Genomic DNA, 18260 nt, shown 5'->3' with positions numbered 1-18260 from the left:
GTCAATTTGCCTCCTGTTGTTTCCATGGCATGGCTGGAACTGCCGCAGCGTCAGTAAACACCGACGAACGAAGGTCCGACAACTTGGCGCATTGGTCGGTCGCAACGTCGGGACGGAGATAGTGATAGCTGTACACTACGATGCCAAGCCCGCCAGATCCCCTGACATCGGTGATATGCTTGGAGGCTAGGTCTGCCGACAATCTGTATGCGCCGATGCCGACGTATACGTCACGGTTGTAAGCCGCAGTCAGCGCGTGTGCGGCATAACGAGGCATCCGGTCCACGGTGAGATAGACCATGGGAACGACAAAGTCCATGAGGTTGTCCCTGGTCCACACACTCCACTCCTGCAGGAATATCTCGCTAGCCAGCTTGGGACTTTCGGAACACACAGACGCCGATAGCTTGACTTCGGGCTTTGTCGTCTCAATGCTGGCCTTGACCTTGCGTACCAGGTCGGTGATCTGCCTGCATCGCCAGGCATTCCATACGGTGTCATCGTCCGCAGGAATGTCGGTTCCGGCTCGCTCGCCGTTGAAGCGCTCCAAGCTCGTGGCATTGTAGCCGCTCTTGGCATCCGGGTATCTGATATTGTCGAGGTGGATTCCGTCAACAGCGTACTTCTTGAGCAGGTCAAGGACAATGGAAACGAAGTGATCCTGAACCGCGGGTACGCCGGGGTCTACCCAGATCTTGCTGTGGGCGAGCGTAGTCTTACCGTCTCTGAAGCACATCAACCATTCGGGGTGGCTCAGGGATATGTTCTGCTGGGAACACTCGAACCACTTGGACTCAAGCGCGACCTCATATACAGCCAGCCAAGCGTGTACCTCCAAGTCAACAGCATGTGCCTGCTGGATGACATCGGCGAGTGGGTCGTAGTCGGGGGCGATATCGGATGCCTTCGGCTCGATCTTCGAGTTGTAGTAGGCGTCGCCTCGTTTGCGCACCTGGACGATAAGAGCGTTGAAGTTCGCCGCTTTGGCGGCGCTGACCATCTGCGTGACCTGCTCGTGGTTCTTGATGCCGGGATGGAAGGCATCAACATACAAACCGCGGAACTCGGTCATGCCGGCTGCCGGCAGAGCCGCCGCCGACAGAACAAGCAATGGCAAGGCCAATCGAACTGCGAGTTTCACTTGCATACCTCCTGGGGATTAGCTATGGTGAAACATCATTCATCTCGTCGTGCGGCGCCATCCCCTTTGTCATAGGCTGCTCGGCTGACGCATGCATGGCATAACCTACACATGTATGGAGAGCCCAACAGTATACGAATCTATTTGCATTATAACACGTCTACCCCCCCCGTCAATGACCGCACCGTGACTTTTTCGTGATGTAACGTTCGCATATGTGCAAGGCTCTGGCTCCTCTACCCAATCTGCTCCGGAGCGTGTATACTGTTCGGGAACGCACTCGAAGATGAGGAGACGCCCATGAACCCTCTGTTCAAGCCCAGACTGCTCGAATTCCACGGCAGGGAACTGCCGCTTTTCAAGTCGGGGAAGCCCGCATACCAGGTCGTCATCGCCGACCCGCTCGCACGTGAGGCGGCGTCGATCGTCTGCAGGGGCCTCGGCTACCCGGAGAAGTCGATCGTCGTCGAAAGCAAGTCCGAGAGCCGTGCGCCGGGCATCTTCATCTGCACGCCGGAGGGCCCGAGCCGATTCTCCAACATCATCGATGGCAGCCGACTCCCCGAAGCGCCGAAGAACAAGGACCAGGCGTTCGAGATCATCGTCATGGGCGAGGATGTCGTGATGCTCGGCTACACATCCCAAGCGCTCCTCCAGGCCGCCCGCACCCTCGGCGACCTCGTCCAGGGCGAGGGGAAGAAGGCCGTGCTGCCGGAGATGTCGGTCTTCGATTACCCCGATCTCGCCTACCGGGGCATCTACGCCGAGTGCCGATGGGGGCCGGACAACATGACCCTTCAGGAGTGGAAGCAGGCGATAGATACCCTCGCCGACCTGCGCATGAACGTCCTGAGCATCGGCGTCCACAACAACTGGCCGATCCAGTACGACGGCCAGCTCTCCGAGTGGCTGCTCGTCCCGATCAGGAAGTATCCCAAGCTCAGGACGCCGAAGCTGGTCAAGTACTACTCCCCGACGAGCAAGGAGGACGTCCGCCTGGAGTACGTCCCGCGCATGTACGAGGAGGACCTCTTCGGCGAGATCGTCAAGTACGGCAAGTCCAAGGGAGTGCTCGTCCGCCCGCACTTCAACACGCCGGGCCACAATACGCAGATTCCGCGCCATTACCCCGAGACGTCCGCCAAGTTCCCCGACGGCAAGCCGAAGAAGTACGGCTTCTGCATGAGCAATCCCAAGACGTTCGAGATGATGTTCGACATCATGGACGAGATCTGCGACCGGTATCTACTCCCGAACGGCGTCGACTGGTTCCACATCGGCCTCGATGAGGTCTATCCGCTCGTCGGCATGAACGAGGATACGCCGATGCTCCGGATCGACCCCTGGTGCGAGTGCCCGGACTGCGCGAAACGGTCGAAGGAGGACCATTTCGTCGACTATGCGGTCCGGCTGGCGAAGCATCTCAAGGAGAAGGGGATCAACAACATCGGCATGTGGCACGATCACTTCGCGCGAGGGGGGAAGATGAACGTCGAGCTGGCCAAGCGCTTCGAAGACGAGGGCCTCAAGGACAACGTCATCCTCCACTGGTGGCGCTATGCCGACTTTTTCGAGACCACGATGCCCGAACTCGGGCTCCGGCGCTGGGTCACGCCGATGACCGGCTATTTCTACTGGATCAACTACCAGAACCACCTCGACAACTGCTTCCTCGCGGCGAAGAAGGGAGTCGAGGAGGGCGCCGAGGGCACGGAAGCATACGGGCTCTGGCATCCGTCGTACCATCAGCACTTCGCGATCCTCGGGGCGAAGGCATGGAACTCCGACCAGTGGCCGGATGTCGCCTCGTTCCGTCAGGCGTACTCTAAGGTGATGTTCGGCGACCGATGGCGGGAGGGCCTCCAGGGGTTCAAGTACTTCGACGACATGACGGCAGGGATCGCGATGATGAACTTCGCGTCGAAGCTGTTCGATTACCCGTACCTCTACGCCGGTTGGAAAGAGGATGCGTTCATCCGGCAGAACTACCCGCGCCCGCTGATCGAGCAGATGGTCCCGAACCCACTGAACCTGATGGGATTCTTCAACCAGATCTCGGCGTACATCCAGAAGGCGGCGGACATCTTCTCCCGCGACGGCCTCTGGCTGCCATCAGCCATCAACCATCAACCATTGTATGCGATCGAGTGCATGCGGACCAAGGCCGTGCTCGATCTCTTTGCGCGGATGGTAGTGGGAGTCCGGCTGCATCGAAACGGCGCGGATGAGGAGGGGCTCTCGAAGGCCGCGGATGACATCGACGCCGCGACGCTCAAGCTCGAGGAGACGATGCTGGCGATCGAGAAGACGTGGGACCCGCCGTTCGTGCCTCAGGCGCTCCGTGAGCTGACCCTGATGCGCGACTTCGCGAAGTGCCTCGCCGGCGAACTCCACCTCGGGCCCTCCGCCGAGCTGAAGTCCATGGTCACCCAGCCGGTGGATTGGCCGAATGACTGATTGACTGTTCAGAACCCCTTGATCGCCTCGGAGACGTCCGGGAGGAACTTGCGGAGGGATTCCCAGGTGAAGAAGATCACCCCGTCCGCGCCGGCCTCCTTCGACATCGCGATATGGCGCTTCACGTCGTCCGCAGTAGCCAGCGAGCCGTGGCTCGTGAGCACGCCGATAGTGATGTACATCGGCATGGTCTTCGGGACCGCCGCCCGGTTACCATTCGCCGCCTCCATGAACGACTCGTCGGTGTACCGGTAGCCGGACGGGTTGATCCAAGTCAGCCACCCCTTCGCGATCCACGTCTTCCAGTCCTGGCAGGTCTCGTACTTTCCGACGTAGGTGTGCGCCCCCCAGACGTAGCTCGATATCGGCAGCCCCGGTTTGGCCTTGTGCACCGCCCGGTCGAGCTCGTGCATGAAGGCGTTCAGCTTATCCCTGCGCCAGTCGTACCATTCCGGCCAGACCGGATGCTCCCTGGCGGACCTGGTCACGTCCGAGAGCGCCTTCTTCCCTCCCTCGGTATCGAGCGCGACGTCCGGGCTGATCGAGACGATCTCAGCCAGGTCCACTCCACGCTTCTTCAGGAAGCGCTCGCGGCCCGTGTCGGAGTACGCCACCCTGTTCTCCCAGCGCATGTAGTCAAGGCTCAGGCCGTCAATGTCGTAGTTCGAGACCAGTTCCGTGATGAGAGCCAGCTCGTACGCCCGGGCGTCGGGATTTCCGACGTCAATGTAGCCCCGTTTCGCACCCTCGAAGTACAGCGCCCAGCCAGGATTGTGCTGAAGCAGGGAGTTCATCACCTTGTTGCCGCCCTCGGTGCAGACGCAGACGACCGGGTAGACCTGAAGGCCGACCGCGTGGGCGTACTCGACGACCATCTCCATGTACTTCGGGTTGGCGATCAGGTCGGGCGGCGCGACCTTGCTATCCCAGTTGACCGTGCCGCTCGTAGACTTGCCGCTGGGTAGGATGAAGTCGATCCCTGCGGCCTTGATCGCCTTCATCTCCTTGAGCAGCAGGCGCGGCGACTTGATCTCCTCCGAGAATCTGACATAGCATCCGGCTCTCCCCGGCATGTTCGCGGCCTGAACCACCGCGGACACCAGCAACACGGCGACGCTGACGAGCATCATTCGGCACATGGGACAGATTCCTTTCGATTCAGGGCTACACATCCTTTCGCCGAATCGGAAGTGCCTTCCTCCAGGCGGAGCAGTACCGCAACACGGCGTCATGCTGAACTTGATTCAGCATCCATGTCGCCACGGTGGGGGCAGATCCTGAATCGAGTTCAGGGTGACGCGCCGCTGTCCGAGAGATCGGGTGCCTCTCCGCTTGACACTCCCGCGCCCGCCTTGCTACACTCCTGCCGTCAGGAGGCTCGTGGTGTCGGACATCGAACAGTGGGTGCGCCTTGCCAGGCTCGAACTCTCCCCGAAGAAGGCCGTTTCCCTCGTGGACTACTTCGGCGAGCCGGCGGAGGTCTTCCGCGCCCCGATCGCCGAGATCAAGACCGCCGGCGCGCTGGGCGACAAGACCGCGGAGCGCATTCGCGAGGCGACCTCGACCTCCGCCGACGAGGAGATGAAGGCCCTCGACAAGATCGGCGCCCGGGCAGTCACCATCCGCGACGGAGAGTACCCCGCGAACCTGCGCCAGATATACGACCCGCCGCCGGTCCTATTCGTCAAGGGCGAACTCCGCGAGGAGGACCGGTTCGCCGTCGCGATCGTCGGCACGCGCAGGCCCTCGGAGTACGGCCGCTCGATGGCGATGAAGGTCAGCCGCGACCTGGCCGCCCGGGGGCTCACCGTCATCAGCGGCGGCGCGCGAGGGATAGACACGACCGTCCACACCGCCGCGATTGCCGCCGGACGAACGATCGCCATCCTCGGCAGCGGGCTCGACGTGCCGTATCCCTACGAGAACCGAGGTCTCTTCAAGCGCATCGCGGAGTCCGGCGCGGTAATGTCCGAGTACGTCCCAGGCACCAAGCCCGACGGGTACCGCTTCCCGGCGCGGAACCGGCTCATCAGCGGCATGTCGCTCGGCGTCCTGATCGTGGAGAGCCTCATCACCGGCGGCGCGATGATCACCGCCGGGATCGCCGCGGACCAGAACCGCGACGTGTACGCGGTCCCCGGTGCGACCGACAACGAGTTCAGCGAGGGGCCGCACAGGCTGATCCGCGAAGGCGCGAAGCTCGTCGAGCGCGCGGAGGACATCCTCGAGGAGATCGGGGTCCCGGTCGAGCACTCGGACCGGCGCGAGCGGCCCAAGGTCCCCGACAACATTACGCCCGAGCAGAAGGTCGTGCTGGAGGCGCTGAACCTCCACCCGAAGCACGTGGACGACATCATCGCGGAGTGCGGCCTGAGCGCGTCGGTAGCGAACAGCACGCTCACGCTCCTCGAGATGCTCGGCCTCGTCCGCCGCGTCCCCGGCAACGCATACGTCCGGGCGGTGTGAACTCGCCCCCGAATCCTTGACAAAGGATTCCCCTGCCGCTAAGATGAAGGCGAACGCGCGGCCGTTTCCGCGGGCGTTTCGCAAGGTGAACCGATGCAGCCGACCATCAAAGACGTCGCAAAGCGCGCCGGGGTGTCAACCGCCACCGTCTCCAGAGTCCTGAACGCAGTCGAGGTGGTGTCGGACGACACCCGAGTCCGAGTGGAGCAGGCGATCCTCGACCTTGGGTACCGCTACAACTCCCTCGCCCGAAGCCTCAAGAAGAAGACCACCGGGCTGATAGGCCACATCATCCCCAGCATTTCGGGGCCGGTCGCCCCGATACTCGCGCGAGCGGTCGAGGACCAGGCCCGCACCGAAGGCTGCAATGTCATACTCTGCAACTCCTACGACAGCGCCGAGAAGGAACGCGCGAACATAGACATCCTGCTGGAGCGCCGGGTTGACGGCATCGTCTTCTCCTCGCCGCTCATGCCCGACCACCTGCGGATGGTCAGCGCGAGGGGCATCCCTCTCGTCATCATCGAGCGGCGCGAGGCGATCTCCGGCTTCCCCTACGTCGAGCCGAACAACCGCGACGCCGCCAAGGAAGCTGTGGAGTACCTGATCGGGCTGGGCCACCGACGGATCGGGTTGATACTGGGTCTCAAGAACGCGATTCTGGTCAGGCAGAGGCAGCAGGGCTACGAGGCCGCGCTTTCCGATGCCGGCATCCCTCTCGACCCGAGGATTATCGTTGACGGCGCTTACACCAGGCCGTCCGGCTACAACGCGATGCACAAGCTGCTGCTGGCGAACCCGAGGCCGACCGCCGTCTTCGCCTGCAATGATGCGATGGCGATCGGCGCTATGCAGGCCGCGCACCACGAGGGTCTGGTGACGCCTAAGGACATCTCGTTCATCGGTTTTGACGACACGCTTGCCGAACTGACCATTCCTCAGCTCACTTCCGTGCACCAGCCGCTGTACGAGATCGGCACACTGGCCACCCGGATGCTGACCGCCCAGATTCAGGGAGACACCGCGAGCTACCCGGACGAGAGCATCCTGGCCTGCGAGCTGCGAGTTCGCGAGTCATGCGCCCCGCCGCCCAATCAGGTCTGACCGCTCTGCAGAGTAGGGAGTCTAAGTCTCATGTCCACCCCCCTGACTTCTCGCGAACGGTTCACGCGCATGTTCGAACACCGCGAGGCCGACCGCGTCCCGATCGTTGACTCACCCTGGGGCACCACCGTCGAGCGATGGCGGAAAGAAGGCATGCCCGAGGGCGTCAGCTTCGTGGACTTCTTCGACCTTGATCATGTCGCCGGCTTCGGTGTGGACAACTCCCCGCGCTACGAATCGAAAGTCATCGAGGAAACGGACGACTACGCTATCCGCACGACCGGCTGGGGCGCGACCATCAAGAACTGGAAGCACGCCACCTCGACTCCGGAGTTCCTCGACTTCACCATCAAGGACCGCGAGTCATGGGAGGCCGCTAAGGCGCGCATGACTCCCTCCGACGACCGCATCCCCTGGGAGCACCTCGAGGCCAACTACGCCGGGTGGCGCGAGAAGGGCTGTTGGGTCGAGGCGGGCCTTTGGTTCGGGTTCGACGTCACCCACGCGTGGGCCGTCGGCACGGAGCGGCTGCTCATGGCGATGGTCGAGGACCCCGAGTGGTGTGCCGACATGTTCAACCACTTCCTTGACGTGCAGCTTGCCCTGCTGGAGCGCGTCTGCGACGCCGGATACACCTTCGATGCCGTCCGCTGGCCTGACGATATGGGCTACAAGTACCACACGTTCTTCTCGCTGAATACCTACCGCGAACTGCTCAAGCCGGTCCACAAGCGCGCGATCGACTGGGCACACGCGCACGGCATCAAGGCCCACCTTCATTCCTGCGGGGACATCAACCCAATCGTGCCCGAACTCGTCGAGATCGGGCTCGACGCGCTCAACCCGCTCGAGGTCAAGGCGGGAATGGACCCGGTCGAGCTCAAACGCAGGTTCGGCGACAGGCTCGTCCTGCACGGTGGGATCAACGCCGTGCTGTGGGACGACCCGGAGGCGATCCAAGCCGAGATCACCCGCGTGCTCCCGGTCATGAAGGAGAACGGCGGTTACATCTTCTCATCCGACCACTCGGTCCCGGATTCCGTGAGCCTCGAGGACTTCCGCCGGATCACCGATCTCGCCAAGCAACTTGGGAGCTACTAGGGGTCTCACGCAACGGAGTGATGGTGACTCGTTGCTCGACCACTCCAGGTCTCCGATGTGATATACTTCCCTCGGCCATGCTTGCGTCCACCTTCATCCATGCCCAGGGGATCGGGTATTCCACCGAGCGCAGGATTTGGGATGCCGGCGCGCTCACATGGGAGCAGTTCCTTGCCCAGCACCACGATCTGAAGCTCTCCCCGGCGAAGAAGGCGCTCCTCCTCCCGCGTGTAGAGGAGAGTGTCGCGCGGCTCGCAGGGAAGGACTACGCATACTTTGCGGAAGTCCTTCCAAAGAAAGACCACTGGCGCGCGCTCAGCGAGTTCGGCGACGCTGTCTGCTACCTGGACATCGAGACCACCGGCTGCAACTGGGACGATTCCATCACCGTGATCGGGATGTACGATGGTCTCGAGATGAAGCAGTTCGTCCAGGGCATCAACATGGATCAGTTTCCCTCGGAGATCGCCCGATGCCGGACGCTCGTAACTTTCTCCGGCAGCAGCTTCGACGTCCCATTCATCCGCAGGGCGTTCCCGGGACTGCGGCTCGACCAACTCCACGTGGACCTGTGCCATCTGCTCCGGCGGGTCGGTCTGACCGGAGGGCTGAAGCGCATCGAGGAGAAGCTCGGTGTCCGGCGCATCCCGGAGACCGAAGGGCTCAGCGGGTTTGACGCAGTCAGGCTCTGGCATCAGTACCGCCGCGGGAGCAGAGAGGCGCTTGAACTTCTGCTGCTCTACAACAGGGAGGACGTCTTGAACATGGAGGCGCTCCTCCGCCACGGCTGTTCCGAGCTCTTGAGAGGCCTGGATCATCCGCTCTACGGCAGTGCATGGGAGTTCCCGGGGTTGGCGCATTCCGCGTTCTGACCGCTGTTCCTCGGGGTCCAAACGTGGTATAATGCCGTCACATATATGACCGTGGAGGGGATCTATGACCGATTCGGAATACGAAGCCGTGGAGATCGAGCCGGAACACGAGCTTTTCACCTCGACCAGCTACAGCAGTAAGATCCGGTGCGGCATCTGCGGAGCCCCTGTGCGCAATATTCCGTCCATGTACGAGGATATGGATATAGACTGGCGCTGCGCGAAGTGTCTACGGCGGGACAAGCCTGTCCTCGAGGAGCATGCCTGACGGAGACCCGTATCTCGCATGGACGAGGCCGGGGGTGCGCCCGGCCTCGTACTTGTCAGACCGTGGCTGTCATGGAACACCCCGCCGCTCCGCCTCGTCTGTCAGATGTGCGACTCTCTGACGGAGCCTCCGCCGCGACGTGATTGACGCTGCGGCGCCTAATACGGTATACTTCCCCGAACCCTCAGCTAAGGAGGATCGAGATGCCCACGAGGCTGATCGCCTGTCTGATAGCAGTCATATTGGTGTTGTTCTGCGCGGTTGCGGTCTTCTCGCAGGACGGGCCTCCGGCGCCCCCGATGCCCCCCGGCCTCGCAGATGACGACGCGCCTCCCGGCCCGCCGATGCCGGTCGGCACTGCCGACGACGGCTCGCAGCCTCCCGCGCCTCCCGGCGATCCCGGCAGCGGCGTAGGTCCTCCGGCGCCCCCCGGCCTGCCCCCGGGCGTTCCGGGTGTGCCCCCCGCTCAGAGGCCGCCCAGACAGGGACCGCCCAGGCCGCCGACTAACCGCCCGACCCCGCCACCGGTCGAGAACGCGACGACGAACAATGACGGCTCGGTCGGCGAGATCACGCCGCTTCTGGTCGATGCGGCTGAAGGCCGCAACTCGCCGATGTTCAAGGGCAATCCCGCTCACACAGGTTATTTCGATGAACTGCTCGGCTTTCCGCTGAAGCTATCGTGGAAGTTTCTCTCCGAGGTGTCGCCGGACAACCCGTCCTCTCCCGCAGTTAAGGACGGAGTCATATACTTCGGCGCCGGATCCAGGCTCTACGCCGTGAACGCGGAGACCGGCTCGATGCGATGGCGGTATCCGGCCACCGAGTCGCTCACGGCTACGATCCGGACGTCGCCGGCCGTCGGTGACGGCATGGTGTACTTCGGCGCGGGCGACGGCCGCCTCTACGCGGTCTCCACCGACGATGGATCGCTGGTGTGGAACTTCGTGACTCGCAGCAACATCACTTCCTCTCCTGTGCTGGTGGACGGAGTGGTCTACTTCGGCTCGGACGACCGCAGCCTCTACGCTCTCGACGCGAAGACGGGTGCGATGAAGTGGCCGGGCGGATTCCGTACGAAGGACGGTATAGCGTCGTCTCCCGCCGTTGCGGACGGACTCATCTACTTCTTGTCTACCGACACGATTTTGTATGCGGCGAGCACGATCTCCACTCGTCTGAGCTGGGCGACCCGTATCGGAAGCGGGTCCAGGCAGACTACGCCCATCGTCGCCGACAATACCTTGTATCTGGCCGCCGGCCACCTTCTGTACGCCCTGCAGTCGAAGAGCGCCCGGGTAAAATGGGCCGCGCCGGTGCCCGGGGAGATCACCACGACGCCCGCCGTATCCAAGGGTGTCATATACTTCGCTTTCAAGGAAGGCAAGTCGAGCAAGTTCGTCGCGTTTACCAGCGCCGGAAAGCTCAAGTGGAAGGAGCCGGTTGACCTCGGCTCGCCGTCCTATTCCTCGCCGATCGTGACCGAGGACACGGTGATAGTGACCGCCAACAAGGGGCTGATTCTCGCACTGGACAAGGAAACCGGCGCAGTCCGATGGAAGTACACCATCCAGCCCTCCATCCTCGAATACGGCTCCACCAGGTACAAGTACCGCTACGTCAACTTGGTGGCTGCTCCGGTGGTCGTGAACGGCACACTCTACGTTCTGGCCGACGACGGAGCACTTCACGCGTTCTCTATGAGTTCGCCGGATACGACTCCGCCGAGAGTCGAGACGGTGCGGCCCCTGCGCAACTTCCTGATGCCGGGCACTCCGCCGGTAGAGATATCCGCGCTCGTCAAGGACCTCGGCAGCGGAATCCGTGAGGACACGATCAAGCTCACGCTCGACGGTGAGACGCTCGATCACCATGTCATCCCCGAGCGCGGAGTGATCTGGTACAAGACCCCCCGATCCGAGCGGCTCGTCCCGCTCTCCAACGGGCGTCACACCGCCACTCTCACGGTCGAGGACTGGGCAGGGAACAGGACGCTCGAAGAGTGGACCTTCATGGTGGACAACACGCTGCGGACCGCGCCTCAGGCCAAGCCGGGTTCCTCGACCACCGGCGGTTCAGGCGGCGCGGGAGGGATGCCCACCGAGGCCCCGCCCGTGGGCTTCTGAGCGTAGTCGGATATCCTCTGGAAGTATTCGAACGGGCAGCGTCACCGCTGCCCGTTTCCACTTCATCGGTTGCTTGTCGGCATAGCAACCCAGCAATAATACCGGTATTCGCCTCGTCGCCCCAACAATCTCAACAATAACCAGGTTTTTGGCACGAAATCTGCACTACTCCTGACAGAGTCGGCAGAAGATCCGCCGGTCGAAACGCTCAGGCGGTTCCCGCGCGGCACACGTACCTGCCGGACAGCCGGTTGAAGCGCAGATGGATGTGCGAGATACCAAGCAGAATACGGGCGAAGAGCGGTTCCGCGTTGACGATTGCTGGCGGGCATACATCGCTGACTGCGCGGAGCACTACGCGGCCAGCTACGACGAGCGTCAGGACCTGATCTCGGATACCGTGCGCGCGCTGCTCGAGTACGGGAAGCCGATAGAACACCCCAAGACCTTCATCTGGACCACGGTGCGCAGGCTGGCGATAAACCACGGGTGCGTCGGCGCGGGCGCGAGGGAGTTCAGCAACACGGAAGACCTCATCGAGGCCGATACCTCCGAAGATCCGATGAGGCTGCCGGAGACCGTCATCCTGCGCGATACGCTCGCCCGATTCCTCAAGCGGCTCACGCCTGCCGAGACAGGCTGCTACGAACTTCTGAAGGCGGGATTCGAACAGCGCGACCTGCCCGGACTCATGGGTGTGTCGAGGCAGGCCGTCTCGAAACTGCTGACCTCGATGAGGGCCAAGTACGAGGATTTGGAGGCCGAGGACTCAGTTTAGAAGCCTGCCCGAGTCGGGCGCTATCCAGGCGACGCGGAACAGCCGCCTGGGAAAGAGCGCTCGAAGGTGGCCGCAGGCTTCGAGGTGGCTCTGTCCTCCCGGACACTCAAGCGCGCCTGATCTGTTCGAAACGGTGTCTTTCCAGAGTAGGATCCACATCTTCTTCTCCAACAGGCCGCGATGGCCGCAGTCGCTTCCCAGTTCGACTGTCACTGCATAGACGTTTCAGCCTCGGTAATGTCAACTACGAATTCGATGGTTGACATTCCGCCTCTTCGCTTGTCTATCGGAGTGAGAGGGCAGACCTCGATCTGTCCCCGCAGCCGAAGCCACCCGCCGATACAGGCGGGGGCGCCATGCAGAGGAAGAGGATCAGGATGTTGGATCGCAGATCAACACGGCTATACGTATCACCCAGACCTCAGCGGTCCAATCATTCAGACCCCGCAATCGAGCTGTTCAGACTGGCATCCGCCTGTTCCCGGGAGTTCGCGGCGAACTACAACGATCAGCAGGACCTGGCGTCCGACGCCCTGCTCGCCGCCCTCCGCTACAGAGGCGACATCCGGTTTCCCAGGCAGTTCATCCGGCGGACCATCCGCAACCTCTGCATAGACCGCTCCCGTTCGATCGGCGCCCGAGAACTCATCGGCTGTGAATCGGAGGCTTCATTGGGAGACCTCCGCGCTGAATCATCCGATCAGCCCTGCGACGTGTGCGAGTATGTCGCCCTGCGCCAGACCATCGAGCGCATGGAAGCGATGCTCAGCCCGGCCGAGCGAAGATGCTACGAGCTGATGCGTGGGGGCTACGAACAGCGCGATCTGCCCGCGATGCTGGGAGTGTCCAGGCAGGCTGTCTCCAGAATGGTGGCGTCCATTCGCCGCAAGTACCTGGTCATCGAAGACGTGACCGGAGAGCGCGCGGTCTAGCTTCGAAATGTCCTGTGGGTTCGCTATCCCGAATGTGGGAAGCGTCCCAGCCACGGATGGCATCTGTTCCAATTCTTGTTAGAAACAGCAGTAAAGCAAAGGCAGGTCAGGGCCCCGGCCCGGCGCTGCCTGGGCGGGCGATTCCTTCCGTCTCTGCGAAGAGGGATGAAGCGCCGCCCGGAAACCTATCACGAGGAAAAGGGGATTCAAGATGATTAGAATCACTCACTTCACCATCGCTGTCCTGTTGCTCGCAGTGCTGGCAATGCCGGTTCATGCACAGTCCTGGGACTCCGCCCAGACGACGGGCATCACCTTCGTGGACTCCGTCCTTGACCCGATGACCAACACGTTCACCTGGACGCTCACCAACAACGGCGGTCAGGCCGATCTGCCGTGCGTGTTGATCTGGTCGCTCGAGCCGTTCAACGTGCCCGCGCCGACCGCCTGGACCGCACCCGCGGGTTGGGAATGGGATGGAAGCGGCTGGCAGTCTTACGAGATCTCGCAGCCGAGCAAGAAGTACTTCACGCCGCCGGCTATCGCTCCGGGGCAGAGCGCGACGTTCACCTACACGTTCAACCCGTCCGCGCCGAAGATCAACCCGTTCGGCGCCGGCTACACCGGCTATCCCGATGCCATCGGCTTCCTCTGCCACGTCGGGCAGGTCGTACCGGGCAGCGGCAGTCTTGACGGTTCGGTCAGGTGGGTAGCGCAGGACAACCCGATGTACGGGCAGACCTGGTTCGACAAGAGCGGTGCGACATTCGATCCGCCTTATCCGCCCATCCCTGAGCCTTCCGCTCTGATAGTGCTCTGCACGGGGTTCATCTCCCTTGCGGGCCTGGCCCGAAGGAGAGCCTGACTCCCGGGGTACGAAGCATGCATCGCGCCGGCGTCATCGAGGCGCCGGCGCATCAAGAGGAGGTCGTGAAGACATGTTCAAGACAATCCATCCGGCAATCATCATACTGCTGTTGGCGGCGCTCGTGCTTCCCGCGTCGGCGGGCACCTATCAGTTCGTTCCGAGCGTTTCCGACCTGGAGGATCTGCCTCACGAGTACTACTACTCATGGGGTATATCCTGGGCCGTCCCGGCCGGCGAGCAGATCACCGAAGCCGTGCTGTTCATCTCGCAGATCAACGACTGGACCACGGAGTCGAACGATCACCTGTACATCCACCTGCTCGACAACCCGCAGGTTGGAGTCAAGCGCTGGACGGACTATGAGGGCGGCGGAGACAACTGGGCGAGCCACCCGCTGATCGCCAACTACACGGATACCAACAGCTATGCGGAGAATCTTACCTACAAGTTCAGCGACGTTGGTCTGATAAACACCCTGACCGACTACGCGAACAATAACAACGTGTTCGGCCTGGGCTTCGACCCTGACTGCCACTACTACAACTGCGGCATCAAGCTCACCATCAACACCGAGCCCAAGACGCCTCCGATCCCTGAACCGTCGAGTCTCTTCGCCCTGGCGATTGGAGCGACGTCGGTCGGCGGACTTGCCCTTCGACGCAGGAACAACAGCTGAGACCACAGACCGATTCCTGTACTCACCGCGAGAGACCCGGCCCCAATCCGGGTCTTTCGCGCGTCTCCCCGCGATTGACCGTGCGTCGGGCTTCTGCTACACTTGTCGCAAAGCCTGGATACTGCCGACACCCTTGGCCGTCGGTTCGTCATCAGGCCACATACTTTCACTGCTGATCGAGGGGAGCACGAGCATGCCCGAGGGCAAGACGATCTACGACAGACAGCCAATCGGCGGCGTTGACCAACTCGAGGAGATGCTGAGCGCGCCGACCGAGGGGGTGGTGGACACCCTCCGCCGCATCGAGGGAGACATACTGATACTGGGCGTCGGCGGGAAGGTCGGCCCGACGCTCGCCCGCATGGCCGCGCGCGCATCCGACGCTGCGGGAATCGAGCGAAAGGTGATCGGAGTGGATCTCTTCCCGAACCCCGAGGTTCAGGCGCGCGTCGAGTCTTTCGGCGTCGAGACGGTGAAGTGCAACCTTTTGGATGAGGAGCAATTCGACAACCTCCCGCCCGCGAAGAACGTCATCTTCATGGTCGGCATGAAGTTCGGCTCTACCGGCCAGGAGGCCCTCACCTGGGCGATGAACGCATTCCTTCCCGGCCTCGTAGCTCGGAAGTACGCGGATAGCCGGATCGTGGCTTTCTCGACGGGGAACATCTACGGGCTCGTGCCGCTTACCGGCGGCGGCTCGGTTGAGGCCGATGCCCCAAATCCGGTCGGCGACTACGCGACCAGCGCCCTCGGCCGCGAGCGGATGTTCGAGCACTTCAGCCGCGCGAACGGCACCCCGACGGCCATCATCCGCCTCAACTACGCGGTCGAAATGCGCTATGGTGTGCTTGTGGATGTAGCCCGACAGGTATGGGCGGGAGAGCCCGTGGATGTGACGATGGGTAACGCCAACGTGATCTGGCAGGCCGATGCCATCGCCATGACCCTCCAGTCGCTCGATCTGGTGTCGTCCCCGCCGTTCATCCTGAATGTCGCCGGCCCGGAGCTTGTCAGCATCCGCAAGGCCGCAGGACAGTTCGGCGAGATCATGGGGAAGCCCGTCACCATCACCGGAGCCGAGGCATCGGAAGTCCTGCTCAACGACGGCCAACTGGGGCATCGGCTCTTCGGCTACCCGAAGATCGGCCTTCAGCAGATGATCCACTGGATCGCGAACTGGGTGATGAGCGGGGGCGAGAGCCTCGGGAAGCCGACTCACTTCGAGAGCCGCGACGGGAAGTTCTAGGAGCCTCCTCGTTCAGGCCGCTTGAAAGGATGCCCATGCTGCCTACACAGGTTCGACACTCGCTCCGGCGCGGAGTCGTGATACCGGCGAGTCCGCTCGCGCTCACGGCCGAGCGAAAGCTCGACGAGCGCCGTCAGCGGGCGCTCTGCCGCTACTACATAGCGGCCGGATCGGGCGGCCTGGCGATCGGAGTGCACACCACCCAGTTTGCCATCCGCGATCCGGGGATCGGGCTCTTTCGGCCGATACTCGAACTCGCCGCCGAGGAGATGTCACGCGCGGACGGGGGCCGTTGCGAGCCGCTCGTCCGGGTTGCCGGCATCTGCGGAGCGACCGAGCAGGCGGTTGCCGAGGCCGCGCTCGTCCGCGACCTCGGATACCACGCGGGGCTTCTGAGCCTCGCCGCCATGAAGGACTCCGACACCGACGGCCTCATATCGCACTGCCGCGCCGTCGCCGAGGTCATCCCGGTCGTGGGGTTCTACCTCCAGCCGGCAGTCGGCGGCCGGGTGCTTCCCTGCTCGTTCTGGCGCCGGTTCTTCGACATCCCGAACGTCGCCGCAGTCAAGATCGCGCCGTTCAACCGCTACCAGACGCTCGACGTCATCCGTGCGCTGGCTGAATCGGGCCGTGACGAAGTCTCGATCTACACGGGCAACGACGACAACATCGTAATGGACCTCCTGACGTCGCACCGGTTCATCGTAGGCGGCAGGCCGATAGAGCGCCGGATCGTCGGTGGGCTTCTCGGCCATTGGTCGGTCTGGACGGCGAAGGCGGTCGAACTGCTGGACGAGTGCCGCGCGCTGGTCGAAAAGGGTGGGGACGTGCCCGCGGAGATGATGCGCCGAGCGATCGAGGTCACCGACTGCAATGCCGCGTTCTTCGACGCGGCGAACGCGTTCGCGGGGTGCATCGCCGGCCTGCACGAGGTCCTGCGGCGTCAGGGTCTCCTGGAGGGCATCTGGTGCCTCGACCCTCGAGAGACTCTCAGTCCCGGCCAGGCGGCGGAGATTGACCGCGTGTATTCGGCCTATCCGCGTCTCAACGACGATGCCTTCGTCGCCGAGCATCTCGATGAATGGCTCGGCTAGAACTCCTGTTCGTACTGAGACCAACCCGTGATGCGCAGATTCACGATCATAGTGTCACTCCCGCTCCTCATCGCGGCGGCGAGGTTCGTTCCACTCGACCGTCTGCCGTCCACATGCGTCTTCTACCGCGTGACGGGCTACCCATGCCCGACCTGCGGCATGACGCGTTCGCTCGCGGCCCTCGCGCATCTCGACTTCGGCCGGGCGCTGTCCTTCAATCCCATCGCGGTCATCCTGGCGGCCTTCTTCGCACTGCTCTGGTCGGCCGCTGTCCATGAGATTCTGACCCGGAGGCGGACCAGGCTTCTCGACTGGATCAGGCCGCGCGTGCCGACCCTGGTTCTATCGTGCATCGGCCTGACTATCCTGTACGGCGTGTTGAGGATTGTCCTCGGATGACGGCAGGACAGTCTCGGCGATCGGTCGAATAGCAGTGGAGGGAGCATCGGGCGGATCGTATAGCCGGCTCGCGCGGAGGCGATGCATGAACGACAATCCGAACAGAACGAAGTGCTCGAAGTGCGGTGCGGCCAACTTCCCGTCGAGCACGACCTGCTGGCAGTGCGGCGAGCCGCTCTCCGTTGAGCAGCAGGAGCCTTCCGAGTCCGTTGTTACGGTCTCTTCCGATCCGCCGGTCCCCGCTTCGCCGACATACGTGCCGCCCGCCGACCGCAAGGAGACCGAGACTCTCGTCATAGTCGGATTCGTGCTGGGCGGCCTGGGGTTCTTCGGATGCTGTTGCTGTTGTTCGCCCTTGTGTTCCATCGCTGCGATAGTTCTTGGCGCCATGGCGCATTCCAAGGGCGACACCCGGGGTATGTGGGTCATCATAGTCGGCGCCGCGTCTCTCATCATCGGCCTGCTGCCGCTCATCTGGATGCCCTTCACCATGCCCTTCAAAGGGCCGTGGCCCGGGCCGTTCCCAGGGCCGTTTCCGGGACCGTGGAAGAATACATAGCTTGCGCGATTGCCGCGGATGTGCTTTAATAGCGACTCGTGCCTGCCGTGCACCTGCGACGGCAGGCTTCATTTTGAGCGGAACTAGCCCGCGTCCCACGCAGTCTAGAGATGCGGAGCGGCGCTCCCGATAATCTTGTCGCAGGTCGAGTATCTCCTGCCGCGGCGAGCGAG

18 protein-coding genes are annotated in these 18260 nt (G+C 62.7%); 15 read left to right on the top strand and 3 right to left on the bottom strand.

Annotated elements, in window-relative coordinates; genetic code table 11:
• Position 1: 1 nt before the first annotated feature.
• Entirely contained in the window at positions 2-1141 is a 1140-nt protein-coding gene (locus KBC96_05100; protein ID MBP6963767.1) for a family 10 glycosylhydrolase, read from the bottom strand.
• 300 nt (positions 1142-1441) lie between these two features.
• Here KBC96_05100 and KBC96_05095 point away from each other — a divergent pair, with 300 nt between their 5' ends.
• Positions 1442-3598, top strand: coding sequence for a family 20 glycosylhydrolase (locus tag KBC96_05095; protein MBP6963766.1), 2157 nt, complete (start codon positions 1442-1444; stop codon positions 3596-3598).
• Positions 3599-3606: 8 nt separating this feature from the next.
• Here KBC96_05095 and KBC96_05090 read toward each other — a convergent pair whose 3' ends face one another.
• Positions 3607-4737: a family 10 glycosylhydrolase gene (locus tag KBC96_05090; protein MBP6963765.1), complete on the bottom strand. Its 1131-nt coding sequence runs from the start codon at positions 4735-4737 to the stop codon at positions 3607-3609.
• Positions 4738-4981: 244 nt separating this feature from the next.
• Here KBC96_05090 and dprA point away from each other — a divergent pair, with 244 nt between their 5' ends.
• The 7 genes from dprA (at position 4982) to KBC96_05055 (ending at position 12313) form a co-directional block, all read left to right on the top strand.
• Positions 4982-6064 (top strand): DNA-processing protein DprA, encoded by a 1083-nt coding sequence (gene dprA, locus KBC96_05085; protein ID MBP6963764.1) that lies wholly within the window; start codon positions 4982-4984, stop codon positions 6062-6064.
• A 93-nt stretch (positions 6065-6157) separates the two neighbouring features.
• A complete protein-coding gene (locus tag KBC96_05080; protein MBP6963763.1) occupies positions 6158-7168 on the top strand; it encodes a LacI family DNA-binding transcriptional regulator in 1011 nt (336 codons plus the stop codon).
• Between the two features lie 30 nt (positions 7169-7198).
• Positions 7199-8269, top strand: a complete 1071-nt coding sequence (locus tag KBC96_05075) for a hypothetical protein (protein MBP6963762.1) — start codon at positions 7199-7201, stop codon at positions 8267-8269.
• 77 nt (positions 8270-8346) lie between these two features.
• Positions 8347-9141 carry a ribonuclease H-like domain-containing protein gene (locus KBC96_05070; protein ID MBP6963761.1) on the top strand — a complete coding sequence of 265 codons (795 nt, stop codon included), beginning with the start codon at positions 8347-8349 and terminating at the stop codon, positions 9139-9141.
• Positions 9142-9205: 64 nt separating this feature from the next.
• Entirely contained in the window at positions 9206-9409 is a 204-nt protein-coding gene (locus KBC96_05065; protein MBP6963760.1) for a hypothetical protein, read from the top strand.
• A gap of 203 nt (positions 9410-9612) precedes the next feature.
• Positions 9613-11535, top strand: coding sequence for a PQQ-binding-like beta-propeller repeat protein (locus tag KBC96_05060; protein MBP6963759.1), 1923 nt, complete (start codon positions 9613-9615; stop codon positions 11533-11535).
• Between the two features lie 262 nt (positions 11536-11797).
• The gene (locus tag KBC96_05055) at positions 11798-12313 is read left to right on the top strand and encodes a sigma-70 family RNA polymerase sigma factor (protein ID MBP6963758.1); all 516 of its coding nucleotides are present in this window, start codon (positions 11798-11800) and stop codon (positions 12311-12313) included.
• On the opposite strand, the gene KBC96_05050 is transcribed toward KBC96_05055, so the two are convergent.
• Complete coding sequence (locus KBC96_05050; GenBank protein MBP6963757.1) at positions 12305-12472, bottom strand: hypothetical protein; 168 nt, start codon at positions 12470-12472, stop codon at positions 12305-12307. The genes KBC96_05055 and KBC96_05050 overlap by 9 nt on opposite strands.
• A 218-nt stretch (positions 12473-12690) precedes the next feature.
• Here KBC96_05050 and KBC96_05045 point away from each other — a divergent pair, with 218 nt between their 5' ends.
• The 7 genes from KBC96_05045 (at position 12691) to KBC96_05015 (ending at position 18087) form a co-directional block, all read left to right on the top strand.
• Positions 12691-13245 (top strand): sigma-70 family RNA polymerase sigma factor, encoded by a 555-nt coding sequence (locus KBC96_05045; protein ID MBP6963756.1) that lies wholly within the window; start codon positions 12691-12693, stop codon positions 13243-13245.
• 211 nt (positions 13246-13456) lie between these two features.
• Positions 13457-14110: a PEP-CTERM sorting domain-containing protein gene (locus KBC96_05040; GenBank protein ID MBP6963755.1), complete on the top strand. Its 654-nt coding sequence runs from the start codon at positions 13457-13459 to the stop codon at positions 14108-14110.
• Between the two features lie 73 nt (positions 14111-14183).
• Positions 14184-14789, top strand: coding sequence for a PEP-CTERM sorting domain-containing protein (locus tag KBC96_05035; protein ID MBP6963754.1), 606 nt, complete (start codon positions 14184-14186; stop codon positions 14787-14789).
• Between the two features lie 193 nt (positions 14790-14982).
• Positions 14983-16035 carry an NAD(P)-dependent oxidoreductase gene (locus KBC96_05030; GenBank protein ID MBP6963753.1) on the top strand — a complete coding sequence of 351 codons (1053 nt, stop codon included), beginning with the start codon at positions 14983-14985 and terminating at the stop codon, positions 16033-16035.
• Between the two features lie 35 nt (positions 16036-16070).
• Positions 16071-17129 (top strand): dihydrodipicolinate synthase family protein, encoded by a 1059-nt coding sequence (locus KBC96_05025; protein MBP6963752.1) that lies wholly within the window; start codon positions 16071-16073, stop codon positions 17127-17129.
• A gap of 30 nt (positions 17130-17159) precedes the next feature.
• Entirely contained in the window at positions 17160-17528 is a 369-nt protein-coding gene (locus tag KBC96_05020) for a DUF2752 domain-containing protein (GenBank protein MBP6963751.1), read from the top strand.
• An 85-nt stretch (positions 17529-17613) separates the two neighbouring features.
• Positions 17614-18087 carry a hypothetical protein gene (locus KBC96_05015; GenBank protein MBP6963750.1) on the top strand — a complete coding sequence of 158 codons (474 nt, stop codon included), beginning with the start codon at positions 17614-17616 and terminating at the stop codon, positions 18085-18087.
• Positions 18088-18260: the final 173 nt, after the last annotated feature.

The organism is Armatimonadota bacterium, assembly GCA_017993055.1.
Classification (GTDB): Bacteria; Armatimonadota; UBA5829; order DTJY01; family DTJY01; genus JAGONM01.
This window is presented reverse-complemented; position numbering and strand designations above follow the sequence as displayed.

What these genes read in the sequence shown, in the direction of transcription:
- KBC96_05095 (MBP6963766.1), top strand. Translation starts at nt 1,442, where the DNA reads ATGAACCCTCTGTTCAAGCCCAGACTGCTCGAATTCCACGGCAGGGAA.
- KBC96_05090 (MBP6963765.1), bottom strand. Translation starts at nt 4,737, where the DNA reads ATGTGCCGAATGATGCTCGTCAGCGTCGCCGTGTTGCTGGTGTCCGCG.
- KBC96_05080 (MBP6963763.1), top strand. Translation starts at nt 6,158, where the DNA reads ATGCAGCCGACCATCAAAGACGTCGCAAAGCGCGCCGGGGTGTCAACC.
- KBC96_05075 (MBP6963762.1), top strand. Translation starts at nt 7,199, where the DNA reads ATGTCCACCCCCCTGACTTCTCGCGAACGGTTCACGCGCATGTTCGAA.
- KBC96_05070 (MBP6963761.1), top strand. Translation starts at nt 8,347, where the DNA reads ATGCTTGCGTCCACCTTCATCCATGCCCAGGGGATCGGGTATTCCACC.
- KBC96_05065 (MBP6963760.1), top strand. Translation starts at nt 9,206, where the DNA reads ATGACCGATTCGGAATACGAAGCCGTGGAGATCGAGCCGGAACACGAG.
- KBC96_05060 (MBP6963759.1), top strand. Translation starts at nt 9,613, where the DNA reads ATGCCCACGAGGCTGATCGCCTGTCTGATAGCAGTCATATTGGTGTTG.
- KBC96_05055 (MBP6963758.1), top strand. Translation starts at nt 11,798, where the DNA reads ATGGATGTGCGAGATACCAAGCAGAATACGGGCGAAGAGCGGTTCCGC.
- KBC96_05050 (MBP6963757.1), bottom strand. Translation starts at nt 12,472, where the DNA reads ATGTGGATCCTACTCTGGAAAGACACCGTTTCGAACAGATCAGGCGCG.
- KBC96_05045 (MBP6963756.1), top strand. Translation starts at nt 12,691, where the DNA reads ATGTTGGATCGCAGATCAACACGGCTATACGTATCACCCAGACCTCAG.
- KBC96_05040 (MBP6963755.1), top strand. Translation starts at nt 13,457, where the DNA reads ATGATTAGAATCACTCACTTCACCATCGCTGTCCTGTTGCTCGCAGTG.
- KBC96_05035 (MBP6963754.1), top strand. Translation starts at nt 14,184, where the DNA reads ATGTTCAAGACAATCCATCCGGCAATCATCATACTGCTGTTGGCGGCG.
- KBC96_05030 (MBP6963753.1), top strand. Translation starts at nt 14,983, where the DNA reads ATGCCCGAGGGCAAGACGATCTACGACAGACAGCCAATCGGCGGCGTT.
- KBC96_05025 (MBP6963752.1), top strand. Translation starts at nt 16,071, where the DNA reads ATGCTGCCTACACAGGTTCGACACTCGCTCCGGCGCGGAGTCGTGATA.
- KBC96_05020 (MBP6963751.1), top strand. Translation starts at nt 17,160, where the DNA reads ATGCGCAGATTCACGATCATAGTGTCACTCCCGCTCCTCATCGCGGCG.
- KBC96_05015 (MBP6963750.1), top strand. Translation starts at nt 17,614, where the DNA reads ATGAACGACAATCCGAACAGAACGAAGTGCTCGAAGTGCGGTGCGGCC.